The sequence below is a fragment of the Clostridium felsineum DSM 794 genome (genome assembly GCF_002006355.2).
Taxonomy (GTDB): Bacteria; Bacillota; Clostridia; order Clostridiales; family Clostridiaceae; genus Clostridium_S; species Clostridium_S felsineum.
Genome location: NZ_CP096982.1, coordinates 1 through 19,726, shown reverse-complemented (window position 1 = coordinate 19,726; position 19,726 = coordinate 1). Strand labels below are relative to the sequence as shown.

Annotated in this window: 18 protein-coding genes and 2 pseudogenes; 1 reads left to right on the top strand and 19 read right to left on the bottom strand. The window is 26.5% G+C overall.

The window, feature by feature from the left end:
- Positions 1–12: 12 nt before the first annotated feature.
- The 12 genes and pseudogenes from CLFE_RS24220 to CLFE_RS24170 form a co-directional block, all read right to left on the bottom strand.
- Complete coding sequence (locus tag CLFE_RS24220) at positions 13–681, bottom strand: recombinase family protein (protein WP_077894600.1); 669 nt, start codon at positions 679–681, stop codon at positions 13–15.
- 215 nt (positions 682–896) lie between these two features.
- Positions 897–2,270: a restriction endonuclease gene (locus tag CLFE_RS24215; protein WP_077894601.1), complete on the bottom strand. Its 1,374-nt coding sequence runs from the start codon at positions 2,268–2,270 to the stop codon at positions 897–899.
- Positions 2,271–2,830: 560 nt separating this feature from the next.
- Positions 2,831–4,300 (bottom strand): DEAD/DEAH box helicase, encoded by a 1,470-nt coding sequence (locus tag CLFE_RS24210; protein ID WP_077894602.1) that lies wholly within the window; start codon positions 4,298–4,300, stop codon positions 2,831–2,833.
- Positions 4,301–4,331: 31 nt separating this feature from the next.
- Positions 4,332–4,502, bottom strand: a complete 171-nt coding sequence (locus CLFE_RS24205) for a hypothetical protein (protein WP_169850991.1) — start codon at positions 4,500–4,502, stop codon at positions 4,332–4,334.
- A gap of 96 nt (positions 4,503–4,598) precedes the next feature.
- Positions 4,599–5,348: a DUF4376 domain-containing protein gene (locus tag CLFE_RS24200; protein WP_077894603.1), complete on the bottom strand. Its 750-nt coding sequence runs from the start codon at positions 5,346–5,348 to the stop codon at positions 4,599–4,601.
- Between the two features lie 27 nt (positions 5,349–5,375).
- Positions 5,376–7,811, bottom strand: a complete 2,436-nt coding sequence (locus CLFE_RS24195) for a tail fiber protein (RefSeq protein WP_169850992.1) — start codon at positions 7,809–7,811, stop codon at positions 5,376–5,378.
- A 61-nt stretch (positions 7,812–7,872) separates the two neighbouring features.
- Positions 7,873–8,694, bottom strand: a complete 822-nt coding sequence (locus tag CLFE_RS24190) for a hypothetical protein (protein WP_077894605.1) — start codon at positions 8,692–8,694, stop codon at positions 7,873–7,875.
- 765 nt (positions 8,695–9,459) lie between these two features.
- Entirely contained in the window at positions 9,460–9,654 is a 195-nt protein-coding gene (locus CLFE_RS24185; RefSeq protein ID WP_077894606.1) for a hypothetical protein, read from the bottom strand.
- Between the two features lie 21 nt (positions 9,655–9,675).
- Positions 9,676–9,981 (bottom strand): annotated as a pseudogene (locus CLFE_RS24535) (BRO-N domain-containing protein); the annotation flags it as partial.
- Between the two features lie 1,090 nt (positions 9,982–11,071).
- Positions 11,072–11,611 carry a hypothetical protein gene (locus CLFE_RS24180; protein WP_077894607.1) on the bottom strand — a complete coding sequence of 180 codons (540 nt, stop codon included), beginning with the start codon at positions 11,609–11,611 and terminating at the stop codon, positions 11,072–11,074.
- Between the two features lie 16 nt (positions 11,612–11,627).
- Complete coding sequence (locus CLFE_RS24175; protein WP_077894608.1) at positions 11,628–12,254, bottom strand: HNH endonuclease; 627 nt, start codon at positions 12,252–12,254, stop codon at positions 11,628–11,630.
- Complete coding sequence (locus tag CLFE_RS24170) at positions 12,251–12,595, bottom strand: hypothetical protein (RefSeq protein ID WP_077894609.1); 345 nt, start codon at positions 12,593–12,595, stop codon at positions 12,251–12,253. Before CLFE_RS24170 ends, CLFE_RS24175 begins: the two co-directional genes overlap by 4 nt.
- Positions 12,596–12,804: 209 nt before the next feature.
- Here CLFE_RS24170 and CLFE_RS24165 point away from each other — a divergent pair, with 209 nt between their 5' ends.
- A complete protein-coding gene (locus CLFE_RS24165) occupies positions 12,805–13,026 on the top strand; it encodes a helix-turn-helix domain-containing protein (protein ID WP_242951683.1) in 222 nt (73 codons plus the stop codon).
- Here the strand turns inward: CLFE_RS24165 and CLFE_RS24160 are convergent, their stop codons facing one another.
- From CLFE_RS24160 to CLFE_RS24130, 7 genes and pseudogenes are all read right to left on the bottom strand, one after another.
- On the bottom strand, positions 13,027–13,800 hold the full coding sequence (locus tag CLFE_RS24160) for a hypothetical protein (protein WP_077894610.1): 774 nt from the start codon (positions 13,798–13,800) through the stop codon (positions 13,027–13,029).
- Between the two features lie 506 nt (positions 13,801–14,306).
- Positions 14,307–14,723, bottom strand: coding sequence for a helix-turn-helix domain-containing protein (locus CLFE_RS24155; protein WP_077894611.1), 417 nt, complete (start codon positions 14,721–14,723; stop codon positions 14,307–14,309).
- A 14-nt stretch (positions 14,724–14,737) separates the two neighbouring features.
- Entirely contained in the window at positions 14,738–14,923 is a 186-nt protein-coding gene (locus tag CLFE_RS24150; protein WP_077894612.1) for a hypothetical protein, read from the bottom strand.
- A complete protein-coding gene (locus CLFE_RS24145; protein WP_077894613.1) occupies positions 14,923–15,882 on the bottom strand; it encodes a tyrosine-type recombinase/integrase in 960 nt (319 codons plus the stop codon). The genes CLFE_RS24150 and CLFE_RS24145 overlap by 1 nt, the downstream gene beginning before the upstream one ends.
- 65 nt (positions 15,883–15,947) lie before the next feature.
- A pseudogene (locus tag CLFE_RS24140) lies at positions 15,948–16,334 on the bottom strand (3'-5' exonuclease); the annotation flags it as partial.
- 341 nt (positions 16,335–16,675) lie between these two features.
- Positions 16,676–17,224: a hypothetical protein gene (locus CLFE_RS24135; protein WP_077894598.1), complete on the bottom strand. Its 549-nt coding sequence runs from the start codon at positions 17,222–17,224 to the stop codon at positions 16,676–16,678.
- A gap of 92 nt (positions 17,225–17,316) precedes the next feature.
- A complete protein-coding gene (locus tag CLFE_RS24130) occupies positions 17,317–19,110 on the bottom strand; it encodes an AIPR family protein (protein WP_250944836.1) in 1,794 nt (597 codons plus the stop codon).
- Between the last annotated feature and the right edge of the window lie 616 nt (positions 19,111–19,726).

Here is a 19,726-nt window from a genome sequence, read left to right as displayed (position 1 = left end):
AAAAGAAGGCACTTACTTACCTTCTTGCTCAACAATTTTTATATATTTTTTTAGAGTATTCCTACTAATATTATATTTATTTATTAAATCTATCTGCTTAATGCTCCTATCTTTTAAGAATAAATTTATATCTTTTTTTAAATTATCATTCATTTTATCCAAGGAATTAAATCTCCTACCACTTTTTTTAACACTTGCCTCTATACCTTGTTTAATTCTTTTTACTATTATTTCTCTTTCCTTTTGAACTCTATCCAGTTCCACTATTAATAATAACTTTATAGTAGATTCCAATGCTGTTCTGGTTACCAAGTCTTGTTCATCCGCTACTTTTGTTAAATTTTTTATATAATCAGTTGATACCGTCATATTATCTATAAATATAAGATTAATTCCTTTATTCATTAACTGCATATATTTCTTATATCCTTCTTCTGCTTGACGAGTAAACCTACTTATTTCCTTAAATACTATTGTATCACCTTCATGTAGAAGTTTCTCCAACTTTATCCACTCTGGTCTATTGAAAGTACTTCCTGAACAATCATCCTTAAATCGTAATAAATATTCAATATCATTATTGGTTTCGTATGCCTTTAAAGATTTCTCCTGCCTATTAAAAGATTGTTTATCTGTACTCTCTTTTGTAGAAATTCTCATATAACTATAATAATTCCCCATACCTTTTATTCCCCCAAGTATCAATTTAACTATACTTTATTTGATACTCTTATTGTACTATCATTTAAACTATAAGTCAATATATTTTGACGCTTTTGTCACAAACATTTCACTGTTTAGTTTATTTGATAATTATGTGTTATACCAACACTTTTTAGATTTAAAATCATAACTTATATATAAATCTCCTAAAATCATCCTTAATTTTATGTCCCTTAATTACTTTTTTTAAGTTCAATATAAGTTTTATATCCATATTTATTTAAAAGATAAACTACATTGGCACCATCTACTAAGGTAATAGGTTTATCCTTTGAAAATTCTCTGGAATCATTACCAAAATAACTAGTAGTAACTAAAATACCTTTAATAGCTCCTTCATTAATAACAGTTCCATACAAATCCCTTACTGCTGAAACTGGTACAACATTATTATATCTTTTGGCTTGTATTATAAATTTACCACCCTTAATTGGGTCTGTATCAAATGCTATCGCATCAACTCCACCATCTCTACTGGCTTGCGTAACTCTAACCTCCGAACCATCGTTAGAAAATATTTTTTCAAATAATTCTCTTACTAAATACTCGAAATCTTCCCAATTCATTTCAGCCAAATTAACTCCTTCATTTAACTTTGATAAAACCTCTTTATTATATATAAATCTTCTATCCTTCCTACTTATATCCATTATTGGTTTAACTGGAGCTAATTTATGCAATGAGTTAGCGAAAATACCTTTTAAAAACATAATACAATCTTTAGGAGAAACCTGTTCTAAATTTATTTTTTCAAAATCTTCTCTTGATGCCATTACTGAAATAATGCAAGATGAAAAATTATTTCCCGTTTTTCTATCAATATCTTCTACCATACCATTAAATACTATAGATTTTACTTTCTCCCTTTTATTGATGGTAAAAGTCTCTTTTATTGTTCTTAATGTAATCTGAAATATAACCGATTCATAATAATTATTAAAATCTTTTGCTTTCATAGTTACTCCATTTAATTTGTCAAAAATTTTATCATAAGTATATTTAATTGTTTTAGGTATTTCTTCAGAGTTAGGTAACATATAATTTATAATAATAACTTTAGAATTTTCGTCATATTGAATATCGATTTTTTTATGGAATTTTTCCGGATATATAGAATTATTAAGTATAGTTGACGTTATCTTTTCTATTTCTTTATTATCTATATTTGTTAATTTCAAATATTCCTCTGAAACATTCTTGATATTATTTAATCCACTTATTAGTATATTTTTATATAGTTCAATTTCTAATAGTGCTCTCTTTATTTTATCTTGAGCCTCTGCCTTTCCAACAACTTCCCTCCAATTTGTTCTATTATTTTCAGAACTTAATACCAACTTTATACTTGGAAATTCATCAGTATCTCTTAAATCTACCAACTCTTCTTTTTCTAAACAAAAACATTTATGTCGTGCAAGGTCAAAAATATATGATTTGGTATTACCATCCTTAAAATCACAACTATTACTATATTTACATATTCCGTACTTCATATGTATATAAAAATGTTTTTTTATCAAATCCAATTCAGTAATCTTCTTCTTCATTAAACTTCCCCCAATATATAATTTAACATAATATTTAAAGTATTCAATAAAAATAAATATTTTCCTCTAAATACAATTTAAATATAAAAACATAGTAATTACATATATAAAAAATAAAAGCCCCTTGTAGAGGCTCTCAGAAAGAGTTTTGATTTTTAATACAATTTATCTATTAAAGTTATTTTTATCTCTTGTATACTCCATTATACTTATTAATGCTCTTGATTTCAGCACTGAAAACTAATTAAAATTATGATTTTATCTATATGAAATTTTTTATGTATAAAAATTTGTTTTTTTAAATTAATTATTGTTAACCGCCTAAATGTTTTTTCCGCTGTCAGGCTACAAAAATTTAGGCTATTTGGGGTATAGTATTATTAATACTCTTATATAATTTTAATTAAAAACCTATTTAAATAATTTATTTTTCAAAGGGGTGTGGGGAATGATAAAGCAATTTTATATTGCTATCCCCACGAATATATATGTTATTATCAAAGGTTACAATACTTGGAGTATACTAAATATTTAGTATGTTCCACATTTTGTAACCTTTTTTATTGTAATATTAACTTATCTACTATCCATACCCTAATACATTTATTATTATTTTTAACCACTTTAGATAGTATTATATATGGTATATTATTAGACTTCAAATATTCATTAATTTGACCTATACTTTTCTGTAATCTACCTTTTGAATCCTTTAACCCTATAAAATTAATTAATTCTTTTTTTTCTTTTTTATATATTTTCTTACCTACTAAACTTTCTAATACATCTCCTACACTTAATGTTTTCTCTGTTACTTCTAATTCTGTAATATCGCCCCTATTAATTCTTAATCTATTGGCTACTATATCTATAAAAGATATGTTGATAGTTTTATTTAATAAAGTTTCATAAAAATTATAATCATATAACACTTTTTGATACATACATTTATTTACGACTTTAATAGTATTTCCATCTTTTATATATTCGTCAATTATTCTTCCATCTGCAAATCTATCAGACTTAAATTTATGCTCTACAAATTTCTCTTGTCCATTTTCTATTAAATAATTTGCTATCTCTAATGTATTAGATACTTTTTTTCTAAATCCATTTATTCTACCTTTATTTTTATAAGAATTAAAATATAAATTTATTTTTTCTCCATCAGCAATTCTTTTTCTTCCCAAACATTGGATGAAACTATCTATATCTAATATATCTAAAATAATATGTTTTACTGCTGTACTCTCTTTTATATTAACTCCACAGTCCATAAAAGTTGTAGTACATAATAAATGGTTATTAAAGCATCCATTTTTTATTATATTATCTAATTCTTTTTCATTTTCTGTATTGGAAACATATTTATTATAATTTTTATTATATTTGCTGCAAATAAATGTACCTTTATATTTCTTAGCAATTTCCAAAGATTTCTTTGCAGTACTAAAAAACATTATTTGTTCATCTTCTGGAATGTTTTCTATAATACTTTCTACACTTTCATCATTTGTATAAGCCACTACTTTTTTTATATATGTATAATCTGTGTCTAATTTATATGTATAATCAAATTCTTTATATGATTTTTTCATATAATTTATAAGTAATAGAGGTGTTGCTGTCATGAATATTACTATAGAAAATACATTTTCTATTAACATATTGAAGAATAAATCTGTTTTCCTGTTAAAAACAGCATCTGTAAAAAAATAATGTGCTTCATCACATACTATATAATCGAAATTATCCAATGATACATTCTTTAATATAAACTCTTCTATCTTTTGATAATTTAAAACGGTAATATTATTATGTTCTTGTAAATCATTTAAAATCTGATTCCTAAGAGTATTTCTGTTGGTAAGGTATAATATCTTTTTATTAGTTTCATATGCATAATTATTTAGTTTTCTTTTTATAAAAGTACTTTTACCTGTACCTGTTCCACTATTTATAAGTATACGGTCACCTGACCCCCACTGTTTATATTCTTCTTTTATTATTGTATCTATAAATTTTTTCACAATCGAATCCTCCAAATTGAAATTTTACCTACTATTTAAATCTCTTTTTTAAATCTGTTAAAGATGTTAACGCTTCTCTAAATTTATTTGTGTTAATAAAACTATAATTTACATTATTAAATTTATAGTATCTGAACCCTAAAAAACTTAATGCATCTGCTAAATATTTCTTTTTAATAATGTAATATTTCTCTTCTTTCATAACTAAAGTTCCTCCTTATAATATCTATTCTTTTAAAAATCAAGAGAAAGCAATTCATTTTGCTCTCTCTTGGAAACTAATATTTATTAATTCACGCTAGACCATTTCTGTATCCCATGTAACAGATTTTACGGAATCCACGGTCGTTAAAACATCATTAACATAAGTTTGTAAAGATTTAGATTTAAATAATTGTTGCTCTTTAAATACCTTCCAGTCTCTTGCTAATGTTAATACCTCTTGTGCTGTCCATTCTACAAATTCTTCTCCTTGAGCATGATAATAAAATTTATCATTTTCACATCCTGGAGTTCCTGCAATTTTACTCATTGCAGATATCGCATTTCCTTGTATATTTGATTGGTTTTCAAGAGTACTACTGTATGTTTTAGATATATTTTGATATGCTGTAGAAACAAAGCCTGATGTTAACATTTGTTTACATTTATTTTCTATTTGTTGACATTTGTTTTGTTTTACTGCATTTAAATCATCTACCCACTGATTATTTGTACTATCCCATTTAGGCTTTAATAAACTAGTATTCGGTAAACTTGCTAAAATTAATGTACTACTAGGCTTTTCTCCTAATGTAAAAAGATGTTGTCTTATAAAATATACGTTCTTATCTATTTCACACCCATTTTGATTTCTATAATCATCTACAACATTCCATACTTTTGTTCCTACATTAAAAATAGGGGTTTGATTTTTTTCATATTCAGGTGGTTGTATGTCTGTAGCATATGCAGGAATTAAATATCTTCCTTTTTCTAAAGGGTCTTCTGTCGCATCACTGGTTGATAAATATTCATATGTTAAATAACTGTAATTATAAATTTTCATTTTTTATAAATCATCCTTCCATTTTTATCAATATTTTATACATGCTATCAATGCCATATTCTTCATTCTAGTTTCTGAACTATTAACACTTTCATTATTGCCTGTATAAATAACGTCATCGGCAACACTTTCTCCAGCCACATATTTATAACCATTACCATTTTCATATGTCTGTGTTGTGAATTTTCCAGTTTGAGTATGATGATGTGTTTGTGATTGGTCTGCTTGATAGCTACCTAAAGTTCTATCAACATCTATACCACGCCCTAGGTCTAATCCTCTTGGTACTAAACCTCTTAAGTCTGGTATATTAAACGTAGTTGAGCCATCTCCACTACCATAATAAGTTCCTATAGCAGTAAAAAGTTTATCATAAGTAGTCCTATTGACAGAAGAACCATCTGCTTTTAAATATCCATCTGGTATTGTTGTTGTTGAAAAGAAATCAATTTTTCCAGCGTCATTATTATTTTGAACCATAATCCAATTTTGCCAAGTACCATTTGCTAATCTCCTAGTACACATAACATCTCCATAAAAGTCCCATGCTATTTGTTGTGCCCACGACATGCCATCATGTCCTATTGTTTGAATATAAAACCAATCAGAATTATTTGGAGCATTTATACAATTACGCCCCCTATAAAATCCAGTAACTTTATAATTATTTAAATCTTGTCCTGTTATATCAGTAGCATAAGTACCCAACCCATAACCACTTGGAGCATACGCACTAGAATCTTTTATCGAAATCCAATTTCTCCAACCTACGCCTTGACTATAGCTCCTATAATATATATCATCTTCATATCCTAATACTAATTGACTTACAACATCTCCACTTACAGTTACAATCACTGTTCCCCATTGAGATGAACCACCATTAGTAGGTGCATTAGTTGTAATTCCTCCTAATGCATAAATACCAGCACTAGTTAAATTATTCATATTACCAATAGCCTGTCTATTTTGGAATCTTGGCATAACCCCATCTAGTCTAGCTATTTCTTGCCAATTACTCCATATTCCTGATGTTTTTTGTCTAATCCACATTTGATTAGTACTGTCTGTCATACTAAATAACAATTGAGTTATATAATTAGTATCTCCACTACAAATTACTAATAGTTTCGCCCATCCAAGTCCACCAACATCTGCTCCTGCCTCAACATCATACCAACCATTTGCATAAATAGTTTTTAAATCTGTACCTTTAGTTAATCTAACTCCTGATGTTCCTAAACCATATCCGTTTGGAGCAAATATTTGTGATAAATCTCCAAATGATTTACTATAGTCTGAAGGAATATAATCTCCTTCTACTAACATTACATTCCCTAATCTTGTCAAAAAAGCACCATCAGGGGAAATAGAAGAAGCATTAGAATCAAATACACTTCTAGCGAAACTCGATGGTGTAGTAAATGTAAAACTTTGAATAGTATCTGCTTTTGATAAATCATAATTAAATACAGTATTAGGACTACTTATTTGGTTTCCATTAGTATCATAAAAATCAATTGCATTATAATTATAATTAATATTCCCTTCTGTTCCGTATGAAAAAGCAATTGTATATGTTGTATTAGGCTTTAAATTTAAATTATTTGACGTTATTCCACTAGGAGATGTTCCATGGGTTAAATAAATTGTATTAGGTAAATTATAATTTGTTTGTCCTTGACCTGAAAATATACTAGAACCTCCCCAGAGTCCCCAATTTTCAGGATTAGTAGAAGAATTAGGTATAACTCCACGAGAAAAATCACCGTTTGTTATAAGATTATTTATTCCTAATTTTGTTGCTTTACTTACATAATAATTAGGTAATTGTCCTCCAAGTCTTTCAGAATTATCTACTATTCCATTATTATTTATATCATATGTACTTGTAGACATATCACCAGTTCCTGCCCCATCTTTTCCTTTTGATGCTATTAATCTCCAATATGTATTTGTAGAATCTAAATGTGGTGCTTGACCTTTTACATTATCTACCAAGCAAATATAACTACTTCCCATATCTACAACTTTGTTATAATTATAATATGTAGTATTATCATCATAATTTACCCACACATCGTTTGCATCCATTTTATTATTTACCGTATTCGCAGTATTTAATGCTTGGTCTGCTGTCGTTACTGCTTGAGATGCATTTGTATTAGCTGTATCTACAGTACTTAATGCTTGGTTTGATTTATCCAATGCTTGATTGGAATTACTTAATGCTATTCCAGAATTATTCATAGCTGTTGTAGCTGTGTTAACAACATTATTTATATTGCCATTTATATCAGATAAATCTTGTTCGTTTAACGTTCGTCTATTTCCGTTTTTTGTACCAAAATACAAAGAACCATTTTGTTTATCTTCAATTACTGCGGGTTCACCATCTAGTAATGTATTTAAGTCATTTAGATTACCACGTTTAAATTGAATTTGGTCTACTTCTGTTGACATAATTATCATCCTCCATAAATTTTCATATTACATGGTAAGGTTTTTAAGCCTTACCACTTTTTTAATAATAACTTAATTTAATAAAATTCTTATTAGTTTGTGCTTGTGTAAATATTTTGTGTCCGTTTCTTTCTAATTTCTCAGCCAAATATGTATAATCTTTTGTGTTTACTCCTGCTTTTTTAAATATCTTAATTGGTTCAAAACTTTCTTCTGTTAATCGAAATTCAAATCTAAAAATTTTACTTAGCGCTTTTAAATCTATACTAGTTTTTAATTTACCTTCCTCATTTACGAAAATTTTCTTCTTTAAATTGTACTTTTTCTGTAGTTTTTCAAAGTCTTCTTTGGTGTGATTTTCCTGTAATTTATATAATTCTTTTAAATCTAATATATCGCATAAATAATGTTTGTTAGCCACTTGTGGTAATGGATATTGTTTTAAATAATACCCCAAATATGTAGAATCTATTGCTAATAAAATCATCCTTGCTTCTTCTGTCAGGCTAGATATATCCCAATTATAGTAACTTATTATCTGTAGTAAGGTACTCCCACTATATTTTTTGAAATATGTATTTTCGTCTATTCTATCTATAACATTTAAGTTAGCAGCATTACAATTGTGAACGTTGTTTACATGATTAGACCATGCCTTTCCTATGTTAGTTTCCATATCTATTGCGATAATTTTAGAATTATTTTTATAGCTACTTAATCTGTATAAACTATTAAAACTGTAGAAATGACTTATCTTATAACCCTTAATTTTATTTAATAAAATACAACTAAATAAACTATCTAAGTCGTCTGTTAGGCACATGTAATATTTTTTATTATCTTTTGTCCAATTTGGAAATTTTTCTTTGTATTCTTTGTTCATTTTTGCAGATGAAATTTAAATTTCTATTCCTTATTAATCCTATTAATCTCATCTTAATCTATTTTTTTAATCTTATTAATCCTATTTAATCTTACCTATAGGATAGCGTTTAAATTTTCATCATTTTCACCTCTCTTTTTTTTAATTTTAATGATTTATTATTTCTGCGATCATCTCCTTTATTATCTTGACTTATATATAATAATAGGCACTAAGTCCTACTATCTGCTAAGTAATCTATTATGTACTATCAATACTTTTTTCCTTTAAATAAACTGTAGATATATTTTTTTTCATGTTTATCCTCCTATTAAAAATTAATTATTATTTATTAAATGCTAGTGCTATTATGCAGAAATGCTTTTAAACCGCCATATTAAACTTTGTAAACTGTTGGTATATCTAACTTTAAAGCATAGTGTCATAAAATTTATATTTTACGTAACCCTTGACAACCACTTAAAATTAGTGTATTATAAGACCATAAGTTAATTAAATAGGTATAAAAATCCCAAAATTGAACATAATAATTAGCGTAATATTCATTTTTCAAAGTGCGATATTATAAAAGTAAAACTATGTTGTATATTTTAGTATATAACTTTTTTATTAGTTGTTCAAAGTTTAAAAAACTGCATATTTGGTTAAAAAAGGCTATTAATGTGAAATATATTTATTTTACTCGATATTTGATAGTTTTGTTTTTGTGTCTAAAATTATTTATTTTTATATTGTAAACCTATTATATCACCAAAATTTAGGATGTCAAGCATTTGGAAATCGTTCATCTCTAAACGCTGGTATAGGTATCTTTCCACCTATTTTAAAGCCCTCGTATTTCACGACCCCTTTCTCAGTTATAAATATTTCTCCTGCATTATTTAGTTTTCGAAAACTCTTAACTATGATATATGAATTTTTAACTTTTATTCTTTGATTTTCTCTAACATGGTCTGCCAATTTAGGACACACCCTTAAGTCTTATATATCAATTTGTTTTATCTTATTTTCTACAGAATCAAATTTACCTGTATTCATTACCTCAGGAATAACTTCATCAAATATCCATGATTCAAATTCATCAGCTCCATCTAATTTACATGTAGCCGCTAACCTAAGAATATCTCCTTGTGGTATAATTTTAACTTCTTGTTCTCCTCCGTTTGTAAGGACTCGGTATTTTATCGACCCCTTGCAATGACTACTTATAGCATCAGCAGGTCTTTTATATCCTAATATTTTTGCTATATCATTTGCTACAGCATATGGTTTTCCATCAACCTCAACAAATCTAACTTCTCCAAACTTTTCATTTTGGAAAGGTGTCCGAACTTTTGCACCACCCTATATAAAATACCCCATGCAATATACCAATGATTATTAATGGTGACCATTGAAAATTACTGATAATTATTGAAAACCATTGGTAATCTATAATAACTTCAGATAACCAAATATTATCTTAGGATATCATTAATTATTATTGGTTTTCTAAGACTTTTTGTTGTGACTTTTAATCAACATTAAAAACCTATGGTAATATAATCAATTTTATAGTATTTATTAGGCTCATATAGATACTTTTATAATGTAGTAGTACAATTTTATATCCAAAACTTTATATTATAAATTAACCTATAGATTAACCTCTCAAGTATACGGTATATACGATATATTCTAGCCTCTACAGATAAGTAATATAGCCATTTTAAAAAGTCAATAAGAGAATAAAAAAAGAAAAAGTAATACGTTCCCCAAAACAAGCAATGAGGAAGTGCCAGCAATTGGCAAAAATATTTTCAAAATTTGAAAAATGAATTGATGAACATAGAGTTCCTTAGTTTTTATTAAATGCAAAAATGGGTGTGCAAAATTTTTTATATCCATTTTTGAAATTTCAAGTACCATACAAAAAGAATATGATTACAAATAAAAGGGGTACAACTTTTTTTGGTGACCTCTGTGTCAAATTTGACACTCTGATTTTACTTATCATTTTTAGTGATAAAAGATATATTAAAACAGGATTTTCATAGTGGAATTTCCCACTTCTAAGAGGTAAACTATATGTGGTCTACTGATTGAGGGTCAGTTGCCTATGGACAAAAAGTCCACAACTCAACAATCGCTATATTGTGATGGTTCAATATGTTTCAAATGGAAACAAGTTGATTTACGACCACTCATACTAAGTAAGAGTGAAGTACTTTTAAGGAAATAAATAAGGGGGATTTAATTACGTCCCCCTTGAATCTAATGTGGTGGCAGTATAACGTAATTTACAACTGGTAATATTACTAATCCTAACATAAAAATACTTAATCCTAATTTTCTTAACTTTTTCATAAAAATCAACTTCCTTTATATTTATATTTAACTAAGAAACCTTAGTTATTGTCTCATGTAAATAATTCTTCATTTCATTGAGTATATTATTATAATTCCATGTGTTTTCACATTTCTTAAATACATTAATTGCTCTTTGTATCATTATTGCATTACCCTCTAAGTGTCCTATATTAGCCATCATAACAGCATAAGTTTGATGTAGACTTATAGACTTATAATAAACCAAACACCTATTATATAGCCTTATAGCCTTGTTATATTCGCCTAATTGCTCGTATATATTGGCTTCTACTGCATAATTATTGTACTGGAATTCAGGTCTTATACAATAAAATTCTGCCTTCTTTATATTAGTTAAAGCCATCTCAAGTCTATTAAGTTGAAAATAATATCTTGAAAATTGATAATAAGCGAAATATCTATTATATCCTTTTATTCCTCTACTTTTAAGTTTTTTTAAGAAGGATTTTGTCTCTTTAATTGCTTGTACATATTGTTCTTTGGCTTCTAAATCAATCAAGTGTTCTCTAATGTCTTCATATTCCATCATTTCATTAGTAAATTTCATGTATACCCCCCCTTAATTACATTGCTTTTTTTAATAAAATTTTAAATTTTTCATCTTTATTCTTATACGCTTCTATTAATTTTTTAAAGATTTCTCTTTTCTGTGTATTTAACTGCATAATATTATATTTTGCTAATTCCTCCATACTAGTTTCATGTATTAATTCTTCATCTAATCTTATTAATTTTAAAGAATAGTTCTGTAATTCTCTTGCCAACATATATCCTCTAGCCGCATTAAAATGTTCGGTTGTTATCATTTTTAACACTTTCATCTTTTTATAGTTAAGAAGTCTTTTTTCCTCATGTAAATCTCTATACATATCTAATATTTTTTCTTGTTCTTTTAGAAGATTGTTTATTTTAGTTATAATTATAAAATTATAATTTCCTAATTCTTTTTTTACTTCTAAATATACATAATATTCATCTTCTGTCATACTATCTTTTTCAAGATTACAGTCTTTACAAGCGATAACTAAATTATCTGGTACAGTTAAACCACCTCTGGACAATGGTGTCTTATGGTCTACTGTTAGTTCTTCTTCATTTGTTATGAATTTTCTACAATAATAACAAATATGTGGTTTTTCTTTTTTTAGATTCTTTATCATAGAACTTTCCCTACTCGTATATTTCCTCATTTAGGACACCCTACAACTTGGAGAACATTACACCCTCTTATTTTTACTTCATTATATAAAGTTTTAATTGTCCAATTATTTATTTTCATACATTCCTCTATGTAGTAGACATCTTGATTTGTAAGACTCTGTAAAAATATATCCTCAAGATTATTTTTTGTTAAATCAGTGTAATTAAAATTTTCTTCTTTATTAGAGGTTCTTTTGTATAACAAAAAATTTCTAGCCATCATGCATTTTATAGGTTTAGTATAATGCTTCTTAGCCATGTAAATCCCAATTTTTTTATCCTCATCCAGCAACACGTCTCTGAACGTTCTAAAATTATTAACTTTTTTCATAAAAATCAGACTCCTTTTTGTTTGTTTTATATGTATTGTAATATATATAAGTCGTATACAACCCATAACTAATATACTTTTCTTTCCACAATTATAATTGTACCACTTATATATAGGTTGTCAAGTATCTATAGTATGAATACTTTAATATATATAGGTATTGAAATATCAATATATATTATTATATAATATTGCATGGAGGTAATATTATGCCTATAAAAATTAAAATTGAAGAAGTATTAGAAAAAAAAGGTAGAACAATATATTGGTTAGCAAAAGAAATTGGAATCACCTACAAATCTATGCATAACATATGTAAAAATAGGACTACAAGTATCCAGTTTTCAATTTTAGAAAAAACATGTGAAGCCCTTAATTGCAACTTATCTGATATTATTGAACTACAAAAAAGTTATAAGGTAGAGAAATAATTAATCTCTACCTTTTTTGCATTCTTTCAATATTTGATTAATTTTAATATCCAAAGAATGATTGTACTGTTCTATCTTATTAGGGTCATACACTATCCTTGTAATTTTTATTTTATTATTTTCACAATAATTATTCTTAATTTTATCTTTTTTTACTCTATCAAGATATCCTAGTTTTCCCCCAAAATACTCAACAACTTTTTTATGCTGTAAACCATCAATCTCAACAACTTCATTTAAATCTTGTAAATAAAAATCAAATCTTAATGCTTTTTTATCCTTACATCCTTCAAACGTTTTTTCACTTTTAAATTGTATATTATTATCCATTAGTTTTCTTTCAAACATTACATTTCCAAAAGATTTCCCCACTTGCTTATTGATTGATTTTTCTACTATCTTTTGATTTTTTTCTATTGTTTTCATTAATAAATTTCCTCTATCTATTAACAATCCATAATTATCTATTAATAATTTAAACAACCCGTATTCATAATTAATATATTCTGTATATGACATATGCTTGTTATGAAACATTGACTTATACAGTTCATGTTCCCATACTACAAAACAAGGTTCTATAATACATTTATCTTTTAAAAACAATCTGAAATCTGCTTTACCATAACTCTCTACTAAAAATTGACGTATATATTCATATTCAGCAAACACTATAGCACTATCGCTAATTCTATATGTTTTTAGATTACTAATTGATTCTTTACATGTCTTGCAATAACTATATTCTTCTTTGGTGCATTTTTCTTCTATCATAATATCATACCCTCATTTATGCAATTTTTATAAGTATTATAAGTATTCATGGTATTTCTTATTCATAATATATTATAACGTTTTATCAATTCTTATTATAAGGAAATGTCGGTCATTATTATTAAATTTAATTCTTATTAGAATGTATTATTTCTATGTAATGCTTGTCGTCTCAACTGTTACATGCTTGTCGTCTCTAATACGACATAATTAAAGTATTACAATATCATTTAGCATACTTTTTATTTTTGAACCGACAATCCCTTATAGTTAAAAAAATTCAGACCGACATTTACTTATATTTAGATTATTAACCGACATTATCTTATATTTCAACCAACAAAAACATGACTTACCATAACAAAAACATGATTTTTAAATATAACAAATACACTTATTATATACATTTTTTTGAAAATTTCTGTTATAATAATAAGTGTTTAGATTACTAATTAAGTTTTTTGAATCTGTTAGAGTATCCACCTTTAGCAGATTCTTCTATTCAATCATTCAAATTGCCAAGAGGTTAATTTCTTTTCTAAATCTTTGTAATCATATTCTCTCTGGCTATAATCATTAAAATTATCTATTTTCTTTTTATATTTGTTATAAGCATTTTTAGCACTATTTATGGATTTTTCTATTTTCTGTTGTATTACTTTTTTTAGCATTTTGTAGATATTACTTGTACTGCCTCTCCTTTTTTTTGCCACATATCCTTTACTTTCTAATTCCTTTAAATAACGTTGTATTGTTCTAACACTTCTGTTTAATTTTTCTCCTAACGTTAATTGAGAAGGATAACACGTATTTTTACTATTACCATAGCAATATGATTCTAAAAGTACATATAATCTAAAAGCACCATTAGTAAGACTGGAGGTAATATCTTTGTTTTTTATTATCGTAAAATTTCCGTTCATTTATCTATTACCTCCTAGTACCATTCAATTCCATTATTTTTTTTCTTGTAAACCCTGAGCCATCCCCATGTAAAATTAACTTTTATAGCATATTGCACATCAACCATTTTAAGAGATTCGTAATCTATAATTTCTTCTTTAAATTCTTCTGATTGAAGGTCACAATATATTCTAAATAATTCTTTCTGTTCATCTGTCATTATTGTTTACCTCCTCTTTTAATACTTAATCTTTGCTGATTCAGTACATCCAGAGGGTTGTATTTGTTTATATCCTCAGCCATCTGACATGGTAAAAGATTTATATATCTTTCTGTCATACGAATATCTGAATGTCCCAACAATTTCTGGAGAAGATATATGTTATTATTTCCGTTTTTTATAAATAAAGTTGCAAATGTATTCCTAAACGTATTTATTCCCCTCATTTGAATATTTCTATGTTTACAAAAAATACTAATATTTTGATGTAAGGTGTCGTAACTCATTTTCTTTTTATTCAACTTTGGAAATAAAAAATCATCCTGTTTAAAATCTAAAAGTTGAATGTACTCTCTCAATACGCTAGATAAAGTTGGGCTTAATGGTACACTTATTTGTTTGTGCATTTTCATATGGCGAAATAATATGGTACTATTTATAAAATCCACATCTTTTACTAAAATATTTAATAGCGTTTCAGCCCTACATCCTGTACCAAGTAATGTATTGACTGTAACCCAATTTTTATAAGTTCCAACTAAACAAGTTTTCAAATTAGGTTTTTTTAATAATTTTTTTAATTCTTCTTCTGTATAAACTGTTTTTTTCTTCTGTGTTGCTTGAGGTATTTTTATTTTAAACTTTTCTATATATTGATGGTTAAAGCACCAAGTCAAAAATGCTTTGGATTTTATAACCACACCTTGAATATAATTACTACTATATTTATTCTTCCTCATCATAATAATATGTTTTTCCAATTTATCCTGTGTAAAAGTAGAAATATTACCTTCAACATTTACAATTTTATTTAAAGTAAATTTAAAATAAGATGTTTTCGATACTATAGTTCCATCTGTTTGACCGATAGAAATACAATAATTTAGATATTCTTTATACAGTTCAGATATGCTCTTTTGAGTTGATTTTCTTACGTTAATTAACTTTTTACTACCCATAATTTACTCCATCCATTATACAATAATTTAATTAAAATAATGAATGGAGTAAGTTTTCTTTTTCACTAACATTTCCACATAAGTTTAGCATTTAAAAGCACACTAGTATCAAATCTTCTTACACTATCCTGAAACTTTATTTCTGTAACGTCATCATCAATGTTTAAAATTTCTCCTATTCCAAAGGAAACATGCTGTACTTTCTCGCCTTTTTTATATTTCCCTTCAAAATCATTTAAGTTTAGTTTACATTCTTTAATAAATCTTGATGGCTTACGCTCACAGCCTTTAAGTTCGCTTACTATAGAAATCCACAAGTTTTCTATAGCTCTAGTTATTCCAACATAAAAAAGTCTTCTCTCTTCTTCTATATTTTCTTCAATACTATTTTTATGCGGTATATTTTCTTCATTGCAATTTACTATGAATACATTTTTGAATTCCATGCCCTTTACGCCGTGAAAAAAACAAACTTTACCTTAGAAGTTGGCTTAACTGCTTATTTCCAATGATTTGTTACAAAATAAATCCATTCATTATTTAATTATTCTTTTATTATATCTCTTATTTTTTTTGAAAGCAATAATACTTAAACACTTACAAAACTCCACTAATTATGTATCTGTAAATATTAATCCTTCCTCCTGTAGATATATAGCATACCAATCATTAGTAAATTAGTTTTTATGATTTAATTTCATGTTCAATCCATCTAATACAATCATATTATCACTATCACCTTTCGTTTCTTGATTTTTGGTATAAAAAATACGCCCCAATTGGAGCGTATACTTTATTTTTTGTTTGATTTAATTTCAGGTCTTAATACTGCTAACTTATCATATATTTCATTAAATTCACTTGATTTAGAATTTGTATCTTCATTATAAGTTGTTAACGACCCCGTAGGACTTGTTGCTTGACTATATATTTGTCCATATTTGCTGTATAATTCAACAAACAAATTATATGCTTTTTCATAATCTTTCGGTGGATTTTGCAATTTAATCATTTCTTTTTCTATCTTAGCCTTATTATTATTTACCTTATTTAAAGTTCCATCATCTTTAAACCCTTGTTGAACCTCACTTATTGCATTATTAAAATCTTCCCCATCATCAATCGCTGTACTCCATTTAGTAGAAAAAACTTCTATCATCTGTTCACAAATTACTGTTTGACCCATAACATCTAATGTAGTTTTAGTAAATGCTGATTCATATTCTTTATGTTTTTGAATTGAAATATACTCATAACCCCCTATACTTCCACCAATTAATATTACACATAAGAAAATAACTCCTATAATTATTTTCTTTTTACTATTAAACAGATTTTTCACATTTACACTTCCTTTAACCTTAAGTCAAATATGTTAATTTTTACTTCTCAATACTATTTTTTCTTATAAATTCATAAATAATAATTTTTTTATTATTCATTTTCTACTAATAACGTACTTATTTCTTGAATTAATTTACTTTCACCATTAATATATTTTTTTATTTTTTTGTTTAGAATATACCAGCACTCACTTTTAGATTTATCTAAAGATTTTAAAAATGTATTTATATTATCTTGAATATAGTCATCTTCAATTTTACTATCAGTAAGAAAATTATCTATTATACTATGTGTAAGATTAACTAACTCTTTATTAATACTTTTTTCTCTAAATATTTTCTTTAAAATTTCAATATCAATATCCTCAATAAATTCATATTGCTGGTTGGTAATCTTTTGCATAATTTCTACAAACGTCATAAAATAACAAGTGACAAACAAAAGAGATGCTGACTTTCTAAAATCATTTGCTCCTGCTTTATATCCTAAGTTGTTTTTTATATATTTTAATATAAGAAAAGGGAACAAAAATAGTTCTAAAGGAGTTGTAATTGTTTTTTCATTACAAATATCATCCCATTTTGAACCTAACGGAGTTAATTCATCTGCTTTTCCATATGCAACATTAGGTAATTGTTTTACACCTGCTGTATATGCTTGTATTATTTCCTTAGCTGGCAATACACCTCTAAACTTTTTTGTTACTAAATAGTCATATTCTTTGATACCTTTATACTTACTTCTAACATTTTTCTTAAGTGAAATAAAAGCCCCTCTTTGAATTTCATAATAATATCCAATCTGTTCAAATCTCTTTTGTAAACTTCGTTGAAATTCATCTAATGCATAGAAATCCAATCCTCTAACCGCATTTTGACTATTTGTATATCTTGTTATATTATCCCTTAATTCTTTTTTCTCATGTTCTGTATTACTTTTTTTAGTCCTAATAATTTTAATTAACAAATTTCCTTTTAAACCCTTATCCTGTGATTCTTTATCACTTTTTCCTGTAAAATAACTTAGTATGGATTTGGCAGTTTGACATCCATTAACTATTTGAGGCTCAATTAAACTATACACAGAACCACTTGGAGTATATTCCTCACACACAATTGTTACCCCATTATTATAATACCAAAACTTGTCAGGGCATGTTTCTAATGTTTTTTCAATCCCTTTATTAACCTTAGTCTTTGATAAATAGTTTCTTATATTGGAATGAAATAATAAATTTCCTCCCTTTTTTATAAATGTTGCAAAATTGCTTAACGATGTCATTCCTACTATTGTAGTTCCATCAGTTTCAAAACTTTTACTCAAAATAAGATTTATCCTTTTTCCTCTAAATTCTTTTGGAAGTCTTCCACTAACTTCCTCTATTTTATCAATCATATTATTAACATCCCAATAATGTATTTTAACATTACTATCAATATCTCTAATATCTTTAATTTGTCCATTTTCTTGCTCAGTATAAACTTTATTAGTTATATAATAACACTCTATTATTTTATTCTGTGCGTATCTATCCCTAATAATAGCACATTTTTCCTTAACTATATCTCTATCAGTAATTGGCTCTTTATTTAGCAACCTCTCACAATCATGCTTAAACCTAATTAATGAATCCAAACTATGAGCACTATTATATTTAAACTGAAACACATACAATATATCTGATATTTCAAATATTGCATCTATACCATTATCATATTTTCCTGATATTTCACAAGCACTTACAACTTCGTCCTCTCTAAGGTTAAACAAATTATATAGACACCATTCAGAAAAACTATTTCCAATAGCTACTGTATTACTCAAACTTTCTACATTATCATTTATATATACATTAATCGACTCTTGGATATTAGATACTAACATTTCTTTCGCTTCAAAATAATCGTTTTTTTTATTTTTAGTATTCCGCATACAAATTCAATTTCCCTTCTTTAATTATCTTTACATCAGCATTTTATGTAGTAAGAAATAATTATTAATTAACCGCGTTGGAATCTTATCGATACATTCCTTATATTATAATTTCATGAACATTATAATATAAATGTAAATTTTTTTCAAACACTTTCAAAATTATAATCCATTAATTTTATATCGTAAAAATTAAGTTGCGTGTGTGATTAGATGTCTTAAATTCTTCATATAAATGATTACTACATATTAAAAATTCTATCAAACTCTTTATTTTTCTTATTTTATAGATAATACCGTATAAAAACTTATCACCTATAAATTTTAAATGCTTTACCGATAACACATATTTTAAGGTTTTGCGTTTTGTATTACGTAGCATTTCAAAGTATTTCATAGTATTTTAAAGTTTTACGATAATATTTCGATATAAATGCTTATAATCAATTTATTTCAATATCGCTATAAAATTAACTTTAGCGTGTGATTAGATGTACTAGAGCCTTTATATAAGTAGAATAAACTCATTTTTTTGTAAACTACCCCCTGTTTCTATATAAATGTAAAA

Coding starts and splice junctions, on each gene's coding strand:
- CLFE_RS24170 (WP_077894609.1), bottom strand. CDS start 12,595: ATGAAAAAAGTTAATAATTTTAGAACGTTCAGAGACGTGTTGCTGGAT.
- CLFE_RS24155 (WP_077894611.1), bottom strand. CDS start 14,723: ATGAACGGAAATTTTACGATAATAAAAAACAAAGATATTACCTCCAGT.
- CLFE_RS24150 (WP_077894612.1), bottom strand. CDS start 14,923: ATGACAGATGAACAGAAAGAATTATTTAGAATATATTGTGACCTTCAA.
- CLFE_RS24160 (WP_077894610.1), bottom strand. CDS start 13,800: ATGATAGAAGAAAAATGCACCAAAGAAGAATATAGTTATTGCAAGACA.
- CLFE_RS24195 (WP_169850992.1), bottom strand. CDS start 7,811: ATGTCAACAGAAGTAGACCAAATTCAATTTAAACGTGGTAATCTAAAT.
- CLFE_RS24220 (WP_077894600.1), bottom strand. CDS start 681: ATGGGGAATTATTATAGTTATATGAGAATTTCTACAAAAGAGAGTACA.
- CLFE_RS24130 (WP_250944836.1), bottom strand. CDS start 19,110: ATGTTAGTATCTAATATCCAAGAGTCGATTAATGTATATATAAATGAT.
- CLFE_RS24215 (WP_077894601.1), bottom strand. CDS start 2,270: ATGAAGAAGAAGATTACTGAATTGGATTTGATAAAAAAACATTTTTAT.
- CLFE_RS24165 (WP_242951683.1), top strand. CDS start 12,805: ATGCCTATAAAAATTAAAATTGAAGAAGTATTAGAAAAAAAAGGTAGA.
- CLFE_RS24180 (WP_077894607.1), bottom strand. CDS start 11,611: ATGAAATTTACTAATGAAATGATGGAATATGAAGACATTAGAGAACAC.
- CLFE_RS24205 (WP_169850991.1), bottom strand. CDS start 4,502: ATGAAAGAAGAGAAATATTACATTATTAAAAAGAAATATTTAGCAGAT.
- CLFE_RS24175 (WP_077894608.1), bottom strand. CDS start 12,254: ATGAGGAAATATACGAGTAGGGAAAGTTCTATGATAAAGAATCTAAAA.
- CLFE_RS24190 (WP_077894605.1), bottom strand. CDS start 8,694: ATGAACAAAGAATACAAAGAAAAATTTCCAAATTGGACAAAAGATAAT.
- CLFE_RS24200 (WP_077894603.1), bottom strand. CDS start 5,348: ATGAAAATTTATAATTACAGTTATTTAACATATGAATATTTATCAACC.
- CLFE_RS24145 (WP_077894613.1), bottom strand. CDS start 15,882: ATGGGTAGTAAAAAGTTAATTAACGTAAGAAAATCAACTCAAAAGAGC.